Below are 14,612 nucleotides of genomic sequence, written 5' to 3'. Positions count from 1 at the left end.
ACCCTCACCACCGCCTACAACGCCGCCGCCACCGCCCTGGCGAACAACAACCTCACCGGCGCCCGCGCCAAGATCCACCTGGTCCTCGACCGCTCCGCCTCCATGCGCCCGTACTACAAGGACGGCTCCGCCCAGGCCCTGGGCGAGCAAACCCTCGCCCTCGCCGCGCACCTCGACCCCGAGGCGACCGTCCACGTCACCTTCTTCTCCACCGAGCTGGACGGCACGGGCGAGCTGACCCTCACCGACCACGAGGACAAGATCGACGACCTGCACGCAGGGCTGGGCCGTATGGGCCGTACCAGCTACCACGCCGCCGTGGAGGCCGTCCTGGCCCAGCACGCGAAGGAGCCCGCCGGCACCCCCGCCCTGGTGATCTTCCAGACGGACGGTGCCCCGGACGCCAAGACCCCGGCCACCAAGGCCCTCACGGACGCCGCGAAGAGCCACCCCGACGTGTTCTTCTCCTTCGTCGCCTTCGGTGAGCACGACAACAAGGCGTTCGACTACCTGCGCAAGCTGAAGACGGAGAACACTTCCTTCTTCCACGCGGGCCCCACCCCGCGCGAGCTCACGGACACGGAGCTGTACGAGGGCGTCCTGGCGTCCTGGCGCCCGTAGGGAACCCCTCCCTCACACACCCCCGGGGGGTGGACGGAACCACCGTCCACCCCCCGTCCACCCCCCGAAACGCGTGTGAGTCGATCTCCCCAGGACCAGTAGGATTTCGACCATGGCGGCCACTGGATCAGAGAAGCAGGGGGCGAAGGCGTTCTACGTCACGACCCCCATCTACTACGTCAACGACGCTCCTCACCTGGGCCACGCCTACACGACCGTCGCAGGCGACGTGCTCACCCGCTGGCACCGCCAGCGTGGCGAGAAGGTGTGGTACCTCACCGGCACGGACGAGCACGGTCAGAAGATCATGCGCACGGCCGAGGCGAACGGGGTCACCCCGCAGGCCTGGGCCGACAAGCTCGTCACGGAGGCCTGGCAGCCCCTGTGGGAGCACCTCGACATCGCGAACGACGACTTCATCCGCACCACGCAGAAGCGGCACACCGACCGCGTCCAGGAGTTCGTGCAGGACCTGTACGACAAGGGCGAGATCTACAAGGGCGGCTACGAGGGCCCGTACTGCGTGGGCTGTGAGGAGTACAAGCTCCCGGGTGAGCTGCTCGACGGCGAGGGCGAGTACGCGGGCCAGAAGCTGTGCTCCATCCACAAGAAGCCGGTGGAGATCCTCAGCGAGGAGAACTACTTCTTCAAGCTCAGCGAGTACAGCGAGAAGCTCCTCGCGCACTACGAGGCCAACCCGGGCTTCATCCAGCCCGAGTCCGCGCGCAACGAGGTCGTGAACTTCGTCCGCCAGGGCCTCCAGGACCTCTCGATCTCCCGCTCGACGTTCGACTGGGGCGTCAAGGTCCCGTGGGACGACAAGCACGTGATCTACGTGTGGGTCGACGCCCTGCTGAACTACGCCACGGCGGTCGGCTACAACGAGAACCCGGAGAAGTTCGAGTCGACGTTCCCCGCCGACGTGCACCTGGTGGGCAAGGACATCCTCCGCTTCCACGCGATCATCTGGCCGGCCATGCTGATGGCGCAGGGCCTGCCGCTGCCGGGCAAGGTCGCCGCGAACGGCTGGCTGATGGTCGGCGGCGAGAAGATGAGCAAGTCCAACCTGACCGGCATCAAGCCGCAGGACCTGACGTCGCACTTCGGCGTGGACGCGTACCGCTGGTACTTCCTGCGGGCCATCGCCTTCGGCCAGGACGGCAGCTTCTCCTGGGAGGACTTCTCCGCCCGCTACACCAGCGAGCTGGCCAACGACTACGGCAACCTCGCCTCCCGCGTGGCGGCGATGGTCGGCAAGTACTTCGGCGGCGAGCTGCCGGCCGCGACGGCCGACGGCGACGCGGAGCAGGCGGTCCACGACGGCCTGGCGAAGGCGGTCGCGGAGGCCGACCGGAAGATCGGCGAGGAGCTGGACTTCCAGGGCGGCATCCTGGCGGTCTTCGACTTCGTGAAGCAGGTCAACGGCTACATCACGGAGCAGGAGCCGTGGAAGGTCGCCAAGGACGACTCGCCCGAGGGCAAGGCCCGCCTGGCGACGATCCTCTACACGGCCGCGGAGTCCCTGCGCGCGGTGGCGGTCCTGCTGAACCCGGTCATGCCGGAGACCTCCCAGAAGCTGTGGGAGTCCCTCGGCGCGGAGCCGTCCCTCGGCGCCCTCGCGGACCAGAGGGTCCAGGAGGCCGGCGCCTGGGGCCTGCTGCCCGCCGGCTCGACGGTCACCAAGGGCGCGGTCCTGTTCCCGCGTCTCGAGGAGAAGCCGACCGCGTAACACGCTCGCTACAGCAGGGGCCCGGGAGAAGGAGGCATCTTCTCCCGGGCCCCTGCCTTTGCGAAGATCATGTGAAGGCGGTCGACATGCGGTCACCGCCACTCACGTGGGGGGTTTCATCCATGGCGCTCTTCGGCAACGCGCACACCGTCGACCCGGTCCAGGCCCAGCAGGACTACGCCCGTCTGCTCGGCCACGGCGAGCAGGTGCACGCGGCGTTCCTGCTGATCCGCGACACCATACTGTTCACCGACCGCCGCCTGATCCTGGTCGACAAGCAGGGGATCACCGGCAAGAAGGTCGAGTACCACTCGATCCCGTACCGCAGCATCACCCACTTCGCCGTGGAGACCGCCGGCACGTTCGACCTCGACGCCGAACTGAAGATCTGGCTCTCGGGCTCCCCGACCCCGCTCCAGAAGACGTTCACCAAGGGCGTCGACATCTACGAGGTCCAGGCCATCCTCACCCAGTTCGTCGCCCGGTAACCCCACCGAAGACCAGCTCCGAGGTCAGCGCGTCCACCGCGGGTCACCTCGGGCCGGAGAACCGCCGCCATACGGGAAACGGTCGCCCGCGGACTCGTGGCCCTGGAACCGGACACTACGAGGTACTGGTTCGAGGTGGTGGAAGTCGGGCTGGAATCACGCCGGCCAGGGAGAACTGGAGGAAGCTGATGCAGGACGTCGTCACCCGCTTCCCGGGGCACGGGACGCTCTTCGAGGAGAAGAAATCGTAGGCGGCCCACCCTCGTAGGCCCGCCTACGGCAGGCTAAGGCGACGGGCCCGGAACCGAGCAGGTTCCGGGCCCGTCGACGCTACGCCGCGACTACTTCGGCTGCGGCTTCCGCACCGAGAGGTGCAGCTCCTTCAGGCGGGCCTCCTCCAGCTCCGTCGGCGCGCCCATCATCAGGTCCTGGGCGTTGCCGTTGAGCGGGAAGGCGATGGTCTCGCGGATGTTCGGCTCGTCGGCGAGGAGCATGACGATGCGGTCCACGCCGGGCGCGATGCCGCCGTGCGGCGGGGCGCCGAAACGGAACGCGCGGAGCATGCCCGCGAACTTGTCCTCGACCGTCTCCCGGTCGTAGCCGGCGATCTCGAACGCCTTGAGCATGATCTCCGGCTCGTGATTCCGGATCGCGCCGGAGGACAGCTCGACGCCGTTGCAGACGATGTCGTACTGCCAGCCCAGGATGTCCAGCGGGTCCTGGGTCTCCAGGGCCTCCAGGCCGCCCTGCGGCATCGAGAAGGGGTTGTGCGAGAAGTCGATCGCGCCGGTCTCCTCGTCCTTCTCGTACATCGGGAAGTCGACGATCCAGCAGAAGCGGAAGACGTTCTCCTCGAAGTGGCCGGCGCGCTTGGCGGCCTCGACCCGCACCGCGCCCATGATCTTCGAGACCTCGTCGAACTCGCCCGCGCCGAAGAACACCGCGTGGCCCGGGGCCAGGGCGAGCCGCTTGGTCAGCTCGGCGACGTTCTCCTCCGTCAGGAACTTCGCGATCGGGCCGGACAGCGAGCCGTCCTCGCCGACCCGCACCCACGCCAGGCCCTTCGCGCCCTGCGAGACCGCGTAGTCGCCGAGCTGGTCGAAGAACTTGCGGGGCTGGCCGGAGACGTCCGGCACCGGCAGTGCGCGCACGTGCTTGCCGGCGAACGCCTTGAACTCCGAGCCCTCGAAGATGTCGGTGATGTCGACGAGCTCCAGCTGGGCGCGCAGGTCCGGCTTGTCGGAGCCGTACTTGAGCATCGCCTCGCGGAACGGGATCCGCGGGAACGGAGACGTCACGTGACGGCCGTTGCCGAACTCCTCGAACAGCTCGGTCATGAGCTTCTCGATCGGCTGGAAGACGTCCTCCTGCTCGACGAAGCTCATCTCGACGTCGAGCTGGTAGAACTCGCCGGGCGAGCGGTCGGCGCGGGCGTCCTCGTCGCGGAAGCACGGCGCGATCTGGAAGTAGCGGTCGAAGCCCGAGATCATCAGCAGCTGCTTGAACTGCTGCGGCGCCTGGGGGAGGGCGTAGAACTTGCCCGGGTTCAGGCGGGACGGGACCACGAAGTCGCGCGCGCCTTCGGGGGACGTCGCGGACAGGATCGGCGTGGTCATCTCGTTGAAGCCCAGCGCGGTCATCTTCTGGCGGATCGCCGAGATGACCTGCGTGCGCAGCATGATGTTGCGGTGCATGCGCTCGCGGCGCAGGTCGAGGAAGCGGTACTCCAGGCGCCGCTCCTCGTTGACGCCGTCCTCGGCGTTGATGGTGAAGGGGAGCGGGGCGGCGGCGCCGAGCACCTCGACCGCGCCGACCTCGACCTCGACCTCACCGGTCGGCAGGTCGGGGTTCACGTTCTCCGCACCGCGCGAGACGACCGTGCCGTCGACGCGGACCACGGTCTCCTTGGAGAGCTTGTCGAGCGCCTCGTACGCCTCGGTGCCGGGACGCGCCACGAGCTGCGTGATGCCGTAGTGATCGCGCAGATCGATGAAGAGGATGCCGCCCAGGTCGCGCCGATTGTGCAGCCAGCCACTCAGCCGGACGTCGGTGCCGACGTCAGAGGCGCGGAGCTCGCCGCAGGTGTGGGACCTGTACCGATGCATCGTCGTTCATCCAGCCTTCGCGGATCGGGGTCGTTGTTTCACGTGAAACTCCCCCAAGCCTACCGGCCGGTCCAAGATCGCCGCTCCGCCTGTACCCCTCGGGCAGGCGTCCGCACCGCCCGCCGGGCAGGCATCCACGGCATCCACCTTCAGTGGAACTTTTCGACACCATCTTCATAAAGTGGAGCAATGCGCACTGGTGAGCCCTTGCCCTCCGTCGGGGACGTCCTCGCCGCCCTCGACACCGGTTTGTGGCACTGGGACACCGCCACGGGGCTGGTCACGGTCGACGCCGTGGCGGCCCGGCTGCTCGGGCTGCCCGGCGAGCAGGCCACCCTCACCGAGGCCCAGGTCCGCGCCCGGCTGAACCCCGTCGACTGGAACGAGATCACCGGAGTGGTCCAGCTCGCCGTCGCCGAGGGCACCCTCGCCGAGGTCCGGATCCGGATCATGGACGACCAGAACCGCGTCGTCCGGGTCGTGCGCAGCCGCTCCAAGCCCTCGTACGACCGCTCACGCAAGGCGTACGTCCTGACCGGCTTCCTCCAGGAGGTCACCGAGCCGACACCGGGAACGCCCGCCGGGCGCAGCGCGGTCACCGGCGACTGGCGCCGCTCACGGGAGGCGTTCCTGCTGGACGCGGGGCGCGCGCTGGCGGAGGCGCGGTCGACGCAGGAGGTGCTGCGGGTCGCGGCCAACCTGTCGATGCCCGGCTTCTCACCGGACGGGCTCGCGGTGTTCGGCGTGGAGGGCGACCAGCTCACGATCATCGGCCACCACGGGCACGAGCCGGGCGCGGACAACCCGTTCTACATGCCGCTGGAGACGGACTACCCGGCCGCCGAGGTCGTGCGCACCGGCCGGGCCGTCTACATCTCCTCCCCCGAGCAGTACAAGGCCCGCTACCCCCTCACCTGGCCGCTCGCCCAGCGCTTCGGGCGTCAGTCCTGGGCGTTCCTCCCGCTGACCGCGTCCGGCCGCACGATGGGCGCCTGGCTGGCGGCGTTCGCCTACCCGGTCGCGTTCACCCCCGACGAGCGCTCGGTGCTGACCACGGTGGCCCGGATGCTGGCCCAGGCGCTGAGCCGCGCCGGCACGGCGGAGAGCGAGCGGGCGCTGACCGACGGACTCCAGCGCTCGATGATGCCGAAGCTCGGCCCCGGCATCCCCGGCATGAGTGTCGCCGCGCGTTACGTCCCCACCGGCGGCGGCCTCCAGGTCGGCGGCGACTGGTACGACATCATCCCGCTGCCCGGGGGCACCTCCCCGAAGTCCGGGGGAGGACGGTTCGCGCTGGTCATCGGCGACGTCCAGGGCCACGACGTACGGGCGGCGGGGCTGATGGGCCAGCTGCGCATAGCCCTGCGCGCCTACGCCTCCGAGGGCCACCGGCCCGACGCCGTGCTCTCCCGCGCCTCCCGGTTCCTGCACGGCATCGGCGAGACGGACCCCTCCGACCTGCGCTTCGCGACCTGTCTGTACGCGGAGGTCGATCCCGCGACCGGTGTCCTCGAGGTCGCCCGCGCCGGACACCCGGAGCCGGTGATCCGCATGGCCGACGCGACGGTGCTGACCCGGCCCACGGCGGGCGGGCTGCCCCTGGGCATCGACCCGGACGCCGACTACCCCACCACGCGGATCGTGCTGGAGTCCGGCGAGACCATGATGCTCTGCACGGACGGGCTGATCGAGACCGGCGGCCACGACCTGGACTCCGGCTGGCAGCGCCTGCGCACCATCCTCGAGGAGCACAAGGGCACCCAGGAGGAACTGGCCGACGCCCTGGTCCAGGCGGTGCACGGCCCGTCCTCCCACCACACCACCGGCCCGCTGGCCGACCGCCGCGAGGACGACATCGCCGTCCTGCTGCTGTCCCGGGAGGGCGAGGGCTGCGGCTGCGGCGCGGAGGACACGGAACGGCCACCGGTGCGCCGCACCATGCTGACGGTGGCGCAGGCCGAGCCCGAGCGGGTCGCCGTGGCCCGGCACCAGCTGCGCGAACTGCTGCACGACTGGTCCTCGCCGGACCAGGTGGACTCGGCGGTGCTGCTGCTGTCGGAGATGCTCACCAACGTCCTCGTGCACACGGAGACCGACGCCCTGCTGCTCGCCGAGGTCACCGACGGCTCCGAGGGCCGCCGGATCCGCGTCGAGGTCACCGACGCCGGGGGCGACCTGCCGCACCTGCGCCGGCCGGGGGAGCTGGCGTCGTCGGGCCGCGGACTGGTCCTGGTCCAGCTCCTCGCCCACGCCTGGGGCGTCGACCCCCGCGGCCGCGGCAAGAGCATCTGGTTCGAGCTCTACGAGCAGAAGAACGGTGACGGCCCCGGCTGACCGGGGCCGCCCTACGCCGGGCCCCGCCCGAACCGGACACCCCGAAGCCCATCCGACGCCGGACGCGCCGGAGCCCCGTCCGTGGGCGGACAGGGCTTCTGCGGTGACGAGGGATCAGGCCTCCTGAGGGCCCTCCTCCGTCATGCCGTGGACGGCGGGGACCGTGCCGAGGCGGCCCTTCTGGAAGTCCTCGAAGGCCTGCATCAGCTCGTCCTTCGTGTTCATCACGAACGGCCCGTAGTGCGCCATCGGCTCACGGATGGGCCGGCCGCCGAGCAGGACGACCTCCAGATCCGGCGTGTGGGAGTCCTGCTTCTCGTCCGCGCGGACGGTCAGCGAGCCGCCGGCGCCGAACACCGCGGTCTGGCCGAGGTGGATCGGACGCCGCTCGGCGCCCACCGCGCCGCGTCCGGCCATGACGTACGCCAGGCCGTTGAAGTCCTCCCGCCAGGGCAGGGTGATCTCCGCGCCCGGGGCGAGCGTGGCGTGGATCATCGTGATCGGCGTGTGGGTGATGCCGGGGCCCTCGTGGCCGTCCAGCTCGCCGGCGATGACGCGGAGCAGCGCGCCGCCGTCGGGGGAGGTGAGCAGCTGGACGCTGCCGCTGCGGATGTCCTGGTAGCGGGGCGCCATCATCTTGTCCTTGGCGGGGAGGTTCACCCACAGCTGGAGGCCGTGGAAGAGCCCTCCGGACATCACCAGGTGCTCCGGCGGCGCCTCGATGTGCAGCAGACCGGCGCCGGCCGTCATCCACTGGGTGTCGCCGTTGGTGATGGTGCCGCCACCGCCGTTGGAGTCCTGGTGGTCGAAGATCCCGTCGATGATGTAGGTGACGGTCTCGAAGCCGCGGTGGGGGTGCCACGGGGTGCCCTTGGGCTCGCCCGGCGCGTACTCCACCTCACCCATCTGGTCCATCATGATGAACGGGTCGAGATGGCGGTAGTTGATCCCCGCGAACGCCCGGCGCACCGGGAATCCCTCGCCCTCGAAACCGCTGGGAGCGGTCGTGACGGCGAGCACGGGGCGTGCGACGGCATCGGCGGGAGCGGTCACACGGGGCAGCGTCAACGGGTTCTCGACGGTCACTGCAGGCATCGGTACCTCCTCGGGTACGCCCACTTTAGTTGAGCGTTGAACTTCCTGCCACCTGGAACCGACAAAGCCCGGAGGGAATTCCCTCCGGGCTCCGTTCGGTCACGGGGCGGGCCGTCAGCCATACATACGGCGCATCGCGAACTCGACCATCTGCTCCACGGCCTTGGCGTCGAACACCATCCGGTGCTCGCCCTCCATGTCCAGCACGAAGCCGTAGCCCGTGGGCAGCAGGTCGATCACCTCGGCGCCGGTGATCACGAAGTACTTCGACTCCTTGCCCGCGTAGCGCCGCAGCTCCTTGAGGGAGGTGAACATCGGGATCACGGGCTGCTGGGTGTTGTGCAGGGCGAGGAAGCCGGGGTTGTCACCGCGCGGGCAGTAGACCTTGGACGTCGCGAAGATCTGCTGGAAGTCCTCCGCCGCCATCTGGCCCGTGGTGAACGCGCGCACGGCGTCGGCGAGCGAGGGCGCGGACGGTTCGGGATACGCCGGCGCCTGCTGCTGCCCGTACCCGCCCGGCATCTGCTGCTGCGGCGGCACGTAACCCTGCTGGGTCCCCGCACTCTGGTCGTAGCCGTACATGGCGCACAGACTACTGACCCCGCGCGAGGGCTGGGTCACAGATGTCCGGATCGGGGTTGCTTCTTATTACCGACGGGTAGCATCATCGTAGCTACTTGTCGGTACGTGAATCAGTTGCGAGGAATCAGTCCCTCGCCGATCCCTCTCTAACGGAGCCGTCGCCATGGGGCACTACAAGTCGAATCTCCGCGACATCGAGTTCAACCTCTTCGAGGTACTCGGGCGCGACAAGCTGTACGGCACGGGCCCGTTCGAGGAGATGGACGTCGACACCGCGAAGAGCATCCTGGAGGAGCTGGCGCGCCTCTCCGAGAACGAGCTCGCGGAGTCCTTCGCCGACGCCGACCGCAACCCGCCGGTCTTCGACCCGGAGACCAACACCGCGCCCGTCCCGGCGTCCTTCAAGAAGAGCTACCAGGCCTTCATGGACTCCGAGTACTGGCGGCTCGGCCTGCCCGAGGAGATCGGCGGCACCACCGCGCCCCGCTCCCTCATCTGGGCCTACGCCGAGCTGATCCTGGGCGCCAACCCGGCCGTGTGGATGTACTCCTCGGGCCCCGCCTTCGCGGGCATCCTCTTCGAGGAGGGCAACGACGTCCAGAAGCACATCGCGAAGATCGCCACGGAGAAGCAGTGGGGCTCCACGATGGTGCTCACCGAGCCGGACGCCGGCTCGGACGTCGGCGCCGGCCGCACCAAGGCCGTGCAGCAGGAGGACGGCTCCTGGCACATCGAGGGCGTGAAGCGCTTCATCACCTCCGGTGAGCACGACATGTCGGAGAACATCCTCCACTACGTGCTCGCCCGCCCCGAGGGCGCCGGACCCGGCACCAAGGGCCTGTCCCTGTTCCTCGTCCCGAAGTACCTCTTCGACTTCGAGACCGGCGAGCTGGGCGAGCGCAACGGCGTCTACGCCACGAACGTCGAGCACAAGATGGGCCTGAAGGCCTCCAACACCTGCGAGATGACGTTCGGCGACAAGCACCCCGCCAAGGGCTGGCTGATCGGCGACAAGCACGACGGCATCCGCCAGATGTTCCGCATCATCGAGTTCGCCCGCATGATGGTCGGCACGAAGGCGATCTCCACCCTCTCCACGGGCTACCTCAACGCCCTGGAGTACGCCAAGGAGCGCGTCCAGGGCCCCGACCTGGCGAACTTCATGGACAAGACCGCCCCCAAGGTCACCATCACCCACCACCCCGACGTGCGCCGCTCGCTCATGACGCAGAAGGCGTACGCGGAGGGCATGCGCGCCCTGGTGATGTACACCGCCTCGGTCCAGGACGCCATCCAGCTGAAGGAGGCGAACGGCGAGGACGCCTCCACCGAGCACGCGATGAACGACCTGCTCCTGCCGATCGTCAAGGGCTACGGCTCCGAGAAGGCCTACGAGCAGCTCGCCCAGTCGCTCCAGACCTTCGGCGGCTCCGGCTTCCTCCAGGAGTACCCGATCGAGCAGTACATCCGGGACGCCAAGATCGACACCCTGTACGAGGGCACCACCGCCATCCAGGGCCAGGACTTCTTCTTCCGGAAGATCGTCCGCAACCAGGGCGCCGCGCTGAACTCGCTCGCCGAGGACATCAAGAAGTTCCTCGCGATCGGCGAGGGCGGCGAGGAGCTGGCGGGCGCCCGCGAGCACCTGGCCAAGGCCGCCGTCGAGCTGGAGGCCATCGTCGGCCTGATGCTCACCGACCTCGCGGCCACCGAGAAGGACGTCAAGAACATCTACAAGGTGGGCCTCAACACCACCCGCCTGCTGATGGCCTCCGGTGACGTCGTCGTCGGCTACCTGCTGCTCAAGCACGCCGCGATCGCCGCCGAGAAGCTTCCGGCGGCCTCCGCCAAGGACAAGGCGTTCTACTCCGGCAAGATCGCGGCGGCGAAGTTCTTCGCGGCCAACGTCCTGCCGGGCGTCACCCTGGCCCGCAAGGTCGCCGAGGGCGTCGAGCTGGACCTGATGGAACTGGACGAGGCGGCGTTCTAGCCGCTTCCGGGCCCTTCCGGGACCTCCCCGTACAGACCCGTACGCAACCCGTACGGGACGGGTACGGGACCCGTGGACGACCCGGCCGGACCCCTGCGAGGGCCCGCTCCCGCACAGGGAAGCGGGCCCTCGCGCTCGTTAAGGTGAACCCATGAGCGAACCCCCCCGCTTCGACCGCGGCCACACCGACGACCTGATGTCCTTCCTCGCGGCGAGCCCCACGCCGTACCACGCCGTGGCGAACGCCGCCGAGCGGCTGGAGAAGGCGGGCTTCCGGCAGGTCGCGGAGACGGACGCCTGGGACGGCACGGCAGGCGGCAAGTACGTGCTGCGCGGCGGCGCGATCATCGCCTGGTACGTCCCCGAGGGGGCCGAGGCGCACACGCCCTTCCGGATCGTCGGCGCCCACACCGACTCCCCCACCCTGCGGGTCAAGCCGCGCCCCGACAGCGGGGCGCACGGCTGGCGCCAGGTGGCCGTGGAGATCTACGGCGGGCCGCTCCTCAACTCCTGGCTCGACCGTGACCTGGGCCTGGCCGGGCGGCTGTCCCTGCGGGACGGCACGACCTGCCTGGTCGACGTCGACCGGCCGCTGCTGCGCGTCCCGCAGCTCGCCATCCACCTGGACCGCGCGGTGAACTCCGACGGCCTCAAGCTCGACAAGCAGCGGCACATGCAGCCGGTGTGGGGCCTGGGCGAGGACGTCCGCGACGGCGACCTCATCGCCTTCCTGGAGGAGACCGCGGGGCTGCCGGACGGCTCGGTCACCGGCTGGGACCTGATGGTGCACCCCGTCGAGCCGCCCGCCTTCCTGGGCCGCGACCGCGAACTGGTGGCGGGCCCGCGCATGGACAACCTGCTGTCCGTGCACGCCGGCACGGCCGCGCTCGCCGCCGTGGCCGGACACGGCTCAGGGCTGTCGTACATCCCGGTGCTCGCCGCCTTCGACCACGAGGAGAACGGCTCGCAGTCCGACACCGGCGCGGACGGGCCGCTGCTCGGCAGCGTCCTGGAGCGCTCGGTGCACGCGCGCGGCGGTTCCCTGGAGGACCGGGCGCGCGCCCTCGCCGGCACCGTCTGCCTGTCCTCCGACACCGGGCACGCCGTGCACCCCAACTACGCGGAGCGGCACGACCCGACGCACCACCCGCGCGTCGACGGCGGCCCGCTCCTCAAGGTCAACGTCAACAACCGGTACGCCACGGACGGTTCGGGGCGCGCGGTGTTCGCGGTGGCCTGCGAGAAGGCCGGGGTTCCCTTCCAGACGTTCGTCTCCAACAACGCGATGCCGTGCGGCACCACGATCGGCCCGATCACCGCCGCCCGGCACGGCATCCGCACGGTGGACATCGGCGTGGCGATCCTGTCGATGCACAGCGTCCGCGAGCTGTGCGGCGCCAAGGACCCGTACCTGCTGGCGAACGCGCTGACGGCGTTCCTGGAGGGCTAGTCCGGGCGCTCTCCCTGCCGGTCGCGCCTGAGTGGCGGTCAACTCCCCTGTGTGCCCCGGCGCATGGGGGCCGCCCCTCCGGGTACCCGGGTGCCACCGGAAACTCCGGACAGGGAGGCGACACTCATGGGTCTCGGCGGATGCATCATCCTCATCGCCGTGGGAGCAATCCTCACGTTCGCGACCGACTGGGACATGCAGGGTGTCAACCTTGACCTGGTCGGCGTCATCTTCATGATCGTCGGACTGATCGGCGTGGCGACCTTCAGCAGCATCGCCCGGCGCCGCCGGGTCGTGGTTCCCCCTGCCACCCCGGTGGTCGAGGACCCGGCCCGTCCGCACCACCACACCCGCGACGGCTACAGCGACGGGTACGGCGCCTGACCGGACGCCGCCGGTCCGGCGCCGCCCGCACGGTGCACGCCGTCCGCTCCGGACAGCTCCAGGGCCAGCCGGTCCGTGCCTCCCACGACGGGGTGCACGGGCAGCCGCCACTCACGGCGGTGCACATGGCAGGCCGGATGGCGGACCTCCGGGTCGGCGTCGCACGCGGCCGCCGTCGCCACGACATGCAGCACCCCCTGCCCCACGGCAGGGTCCGTCTCGAGGGCGCGGGAGAGGTCACTTCCCGCGCCCTCTCCGCTGCGCAGCAGCGTGGGCGGTGAGGCGGACACCAGCAGGCGCGTCGCGGGACCGTCCCGCGTGTCGAGCTTCTGGCCGGGCGGGGGCGTGAAGACCACGTCCAGGTGCACGGGGCCGACGGCGACCTCGGTGACGGACCGCCGGGCCTCCGGCGAACCGAACACCTCCGCGGGGAGCCGCAGCCGGGTCAGCCGGTGCCGCGCCGACTCCACCACCACGACGTCCTCACCGACGACCACGGCGCCGCTGGGCTCGCGCAGATCGGTGGCCAGGGTGGTCACCTCGCCGGTGGCCGGGTCGTAGCGGCGCAGGGCGTGGTTGTAGGTGTCGCTGACCGCCAGCGAGCCGTCGGGCAGCGCGGTCACCCCGAGCGGGTGCTGGAACAGCGCCCCGTCCGCGGGGCCGTCCTGGTACCCGAAGGCGAACAGTCCCGCGCCGACGGCCGTGCGTACCGTCCCGTCCGGTCCCAGCCGGCGCAGCGCGGAGCTCTCGGAGTCGGCCACCCACAGCCCCTCCGCCGTCACGGCGAGCCCCGACGGCTGCGCGAACAGGGCCTCCTTCGCGGACCCGTCGACGAGTTGCTCCCCGCCCGTCCCGGCCTCGCGGGCGACGGTGCCGGCGACGGGGTCGTAGGACCACAGCTGGTGGATGCCGGCCATGGCGATCCACAGCTTGCCCTGCCACACGGTGACGTCCCAGGGGGAGGAGAGGTTCACCGCGCGGGCCGGGCCGTCCGTCGCCTCCCCGGGGCGCCAGGGGGAGCCGGTGCCGGCGAGCGTGGTGACCTCGCCCGACTCGGGGTCGAGCCGCCTCAGGGCGTGGTTGACGGTGTCGGCGACGACCACGGCGCCGTCCGGGAGCAGGGCGAGACCCTGCGGCTCCTGGAAGCGGGCCCGGCCGGGCGGACCGTCCTCCAGGCCGCGCCCGCCGCTGCCGAAGCGCCGGAGGACCGTCTCGCCGTCCTCCGCCAGCTCCACCACCTGGTGCCGGGTGGTGTCCGTGACCAGGAACGTCCCCGACGACGGCAGGCGCAGCACCTTGCCGGGGAAGCGCAGCACGGTCGGCTCCGGCTCCGGCGGCGTGTGGGGGAGGTCGCCGCGCCGCAGGGTGCCCTTCGCCGCGTGCTCGGCCTCCAGCTCGGTCACCAGCCGCTCGATCTCGGGCACGTGCCCCTCGCCGGAGTACGTCGCCACGACGTACCCCTCCGGGTCGACGACCACCAGCGTCGGCCACGCCCGCACCGCGTACTGCGTCCACGTGGTCAGCTCCGGGTCGTCGAGGACGGGATGTGTGACCGAATACCGTTCCACGGCGTCCGCCACCGCGGCGTGGTCCGTCTCGTGCGGGAACTTCGGCGAGTGCACGCCGATCACCACGAGCGTGTCCCGGTGCCGCTCCTCCAGCTCACGCAGCTCGTCGACGACGTGCAGGCAGTTCACGCAGCAGAACGTCCAGAAGTCGAGCAGCACGACGCGTCCGCGCAGGCCGGCGAGGGTGTACGCGGCGCCGCCCGTGTTCAGCCAGCCGCCTCTGCCCGCGAGCTCGGGGGCGCGTACGCGGGCAGAGGCGGCTGGCT

General features: G+C 70.4%; 11 protein-coding genes. 7 read left to right on the top strand and 4 right to left on the bottom strand.

Translation table 11 applies throughout. The features are described from left to right. From CCN29_RS13470 to CCN29_RS13460, 3 genes are all read left to right on the top strand, one after another. A partial coding sequence (locus tag CCN29_RS13470; protein WP_143661326.1) for a VWA domain-containing protein occupies positions 1-621 on the top strand: 621 nt, incomplete at its 5' end. Between the two features lie 112 nt (positions 622-733). Then, positions 734-2,350 carry a methionine--tRNA ligase gene (gene metG / locus CCN29_RS13465; RefSeq protein WP_006134934.1) on the top strand — a complete coding sequence of 539 codons (1,617 nt, stop codon included), beginning with the start codon at positions 734-736 and terminating at the stop codon, positions 2,348-2,350. 122 nt (positions 2,351-2,472) lie between these two features. Beyond that, entirely contained in the window at positions 2,473-2,838 is a 366-nt protein-coding gene (locus CCN29_RS13460) for a PH domain-containing protein (RefSeq protein WP_006134933.1), read from the top strand. Between the two features lie 341 nt (positions 2,839-3,179). Here the strand turns inward: CCN29_RS13460 and aspS are convergent, their stop codons facing one another. Then, on the bottom strand, positions 3,180-4,943 hold the full coding sequence (gene aspS, locus CCN29_RS13455; RefSeq protein ID WP_006134932.1) for an aspartate--tRNA ligase: 1,764 nt from the start codon (positions 4,941-4,943) through the stop codon (positions 3,180-3,182). Positions 4,944-5,132: 189 nt separating this feature from the next. Between aspS and CCN29_RS13450 the strand changes: the two genes are divergently transcribed. Beyond that, positions 5,133-7,277 (top strand): ATP-binding SpoIIE family protein phosphatase, encoded by a 2,145-nt coding sequence (locus tag CCN29_RS13450; protein ID WP_031018048.1) that lies wholly within the window; start codon positions 5,133-5,135, stop codon positions 7,275-7,277. 114 nt (positions 7,278-7,391) lie between these two features. Here the strand turns inward: CCN29_RS13450 and CCN29_RS13445 are convergent, their stop codons facing one another. Beyond that, positions 7,392-8,372: a pirin family protein gene (locus CCN29_RS13445; protein WP_031018049.1), complete on the bottom strand. Its 981-nt coding sequence runs from the start codon at positions 8,370-8,372 to the stop codon at positions 7,392-7,394. A gap of 114 nt (positions 8,373-8,486) precedes the next feature. Next, a complete protein-coding gene (locus tag CCN29_RS13440) occupies positions 8,487-8,954 on the bottom strand; it encodes an SseB family protein (RefSeq protein ID WP_006134929.1) in 468 nt (155 codons plus the stop codon). Between the two features lie 163 nt (positions 8,955-9,117). On the opposite strand from CCN29_RS13440, the gene CCN29_RS13435 reads away from it, so the two are divergent. The 3 genes from CCN29_RS13435 (at position 9,118) to CCN29_RS13425 (ending at position 12,778) form a co-directional block, all read left to right on the top strand. Continuing rightward, on the top strand, positions 9,118-10,944 hold the full coding sequence (locus CCN29_RS13435) for an acyl-CoA dehydrogenase (protein ID WP_006134928.1): 1,827 nt from the start codon (positions 9,118-9,120) through the stop codon (positions 10,942-10,944). A gap of 151 nt (positions 10,945-11,095) precedes the next feature. After that, on the top strand, positions 11,096-12,394 hold the full coding sequence (locus CCN29_RS13430) for a M18 family aminopeptidase (protein ID WP_086681987.1): 1,299 nt from the start codon (positions 11,096-11,098) through the stop codon (positions 12,392-12,394). 126 nt (positions 12,395-12,520) lie between these two features. Next, on the top strand, positions 12,521-12,778 hold the full coding sequence (locus tag CCN29_RS13425) for a DUF6458 family protein (protein ID WP_006134925.1): 258 nt from the start codon (positions 12,521-12,523) through the stop codon (positions 12,776-12,778). Here CCN29_RS13425 and CCN29_RS13420 read toward each other — a convergent pair. Then, the coding region (locus CCN29_RS13420; protein WP_442538355.1) for an NHL domain-containing thioredoxin family protein at positions 12,754-14,612 on the bottom strand (1,859 nt) is incomplete at its 5' end. The genes CCN29_RS13425 and CCN29_RS13420 overlap by 25 nt on opposite strands.

The sequence above is a fragment of the Streptomyces pseudogriseolus genome (assembly GCA_002154585.1).
Taxonomy (GTDB): domain Bacteria; phylum Actinomycetota; class Actinomycetes; order Streptomycetales; family Streptomycetaceae; genus Streptomyces; species Streptomyces pseudogriseolus.
Note: the sequence above shows the minus strand (reverse complement) of the source record. Positions and strands in the feature narration are given on the sequence as shown.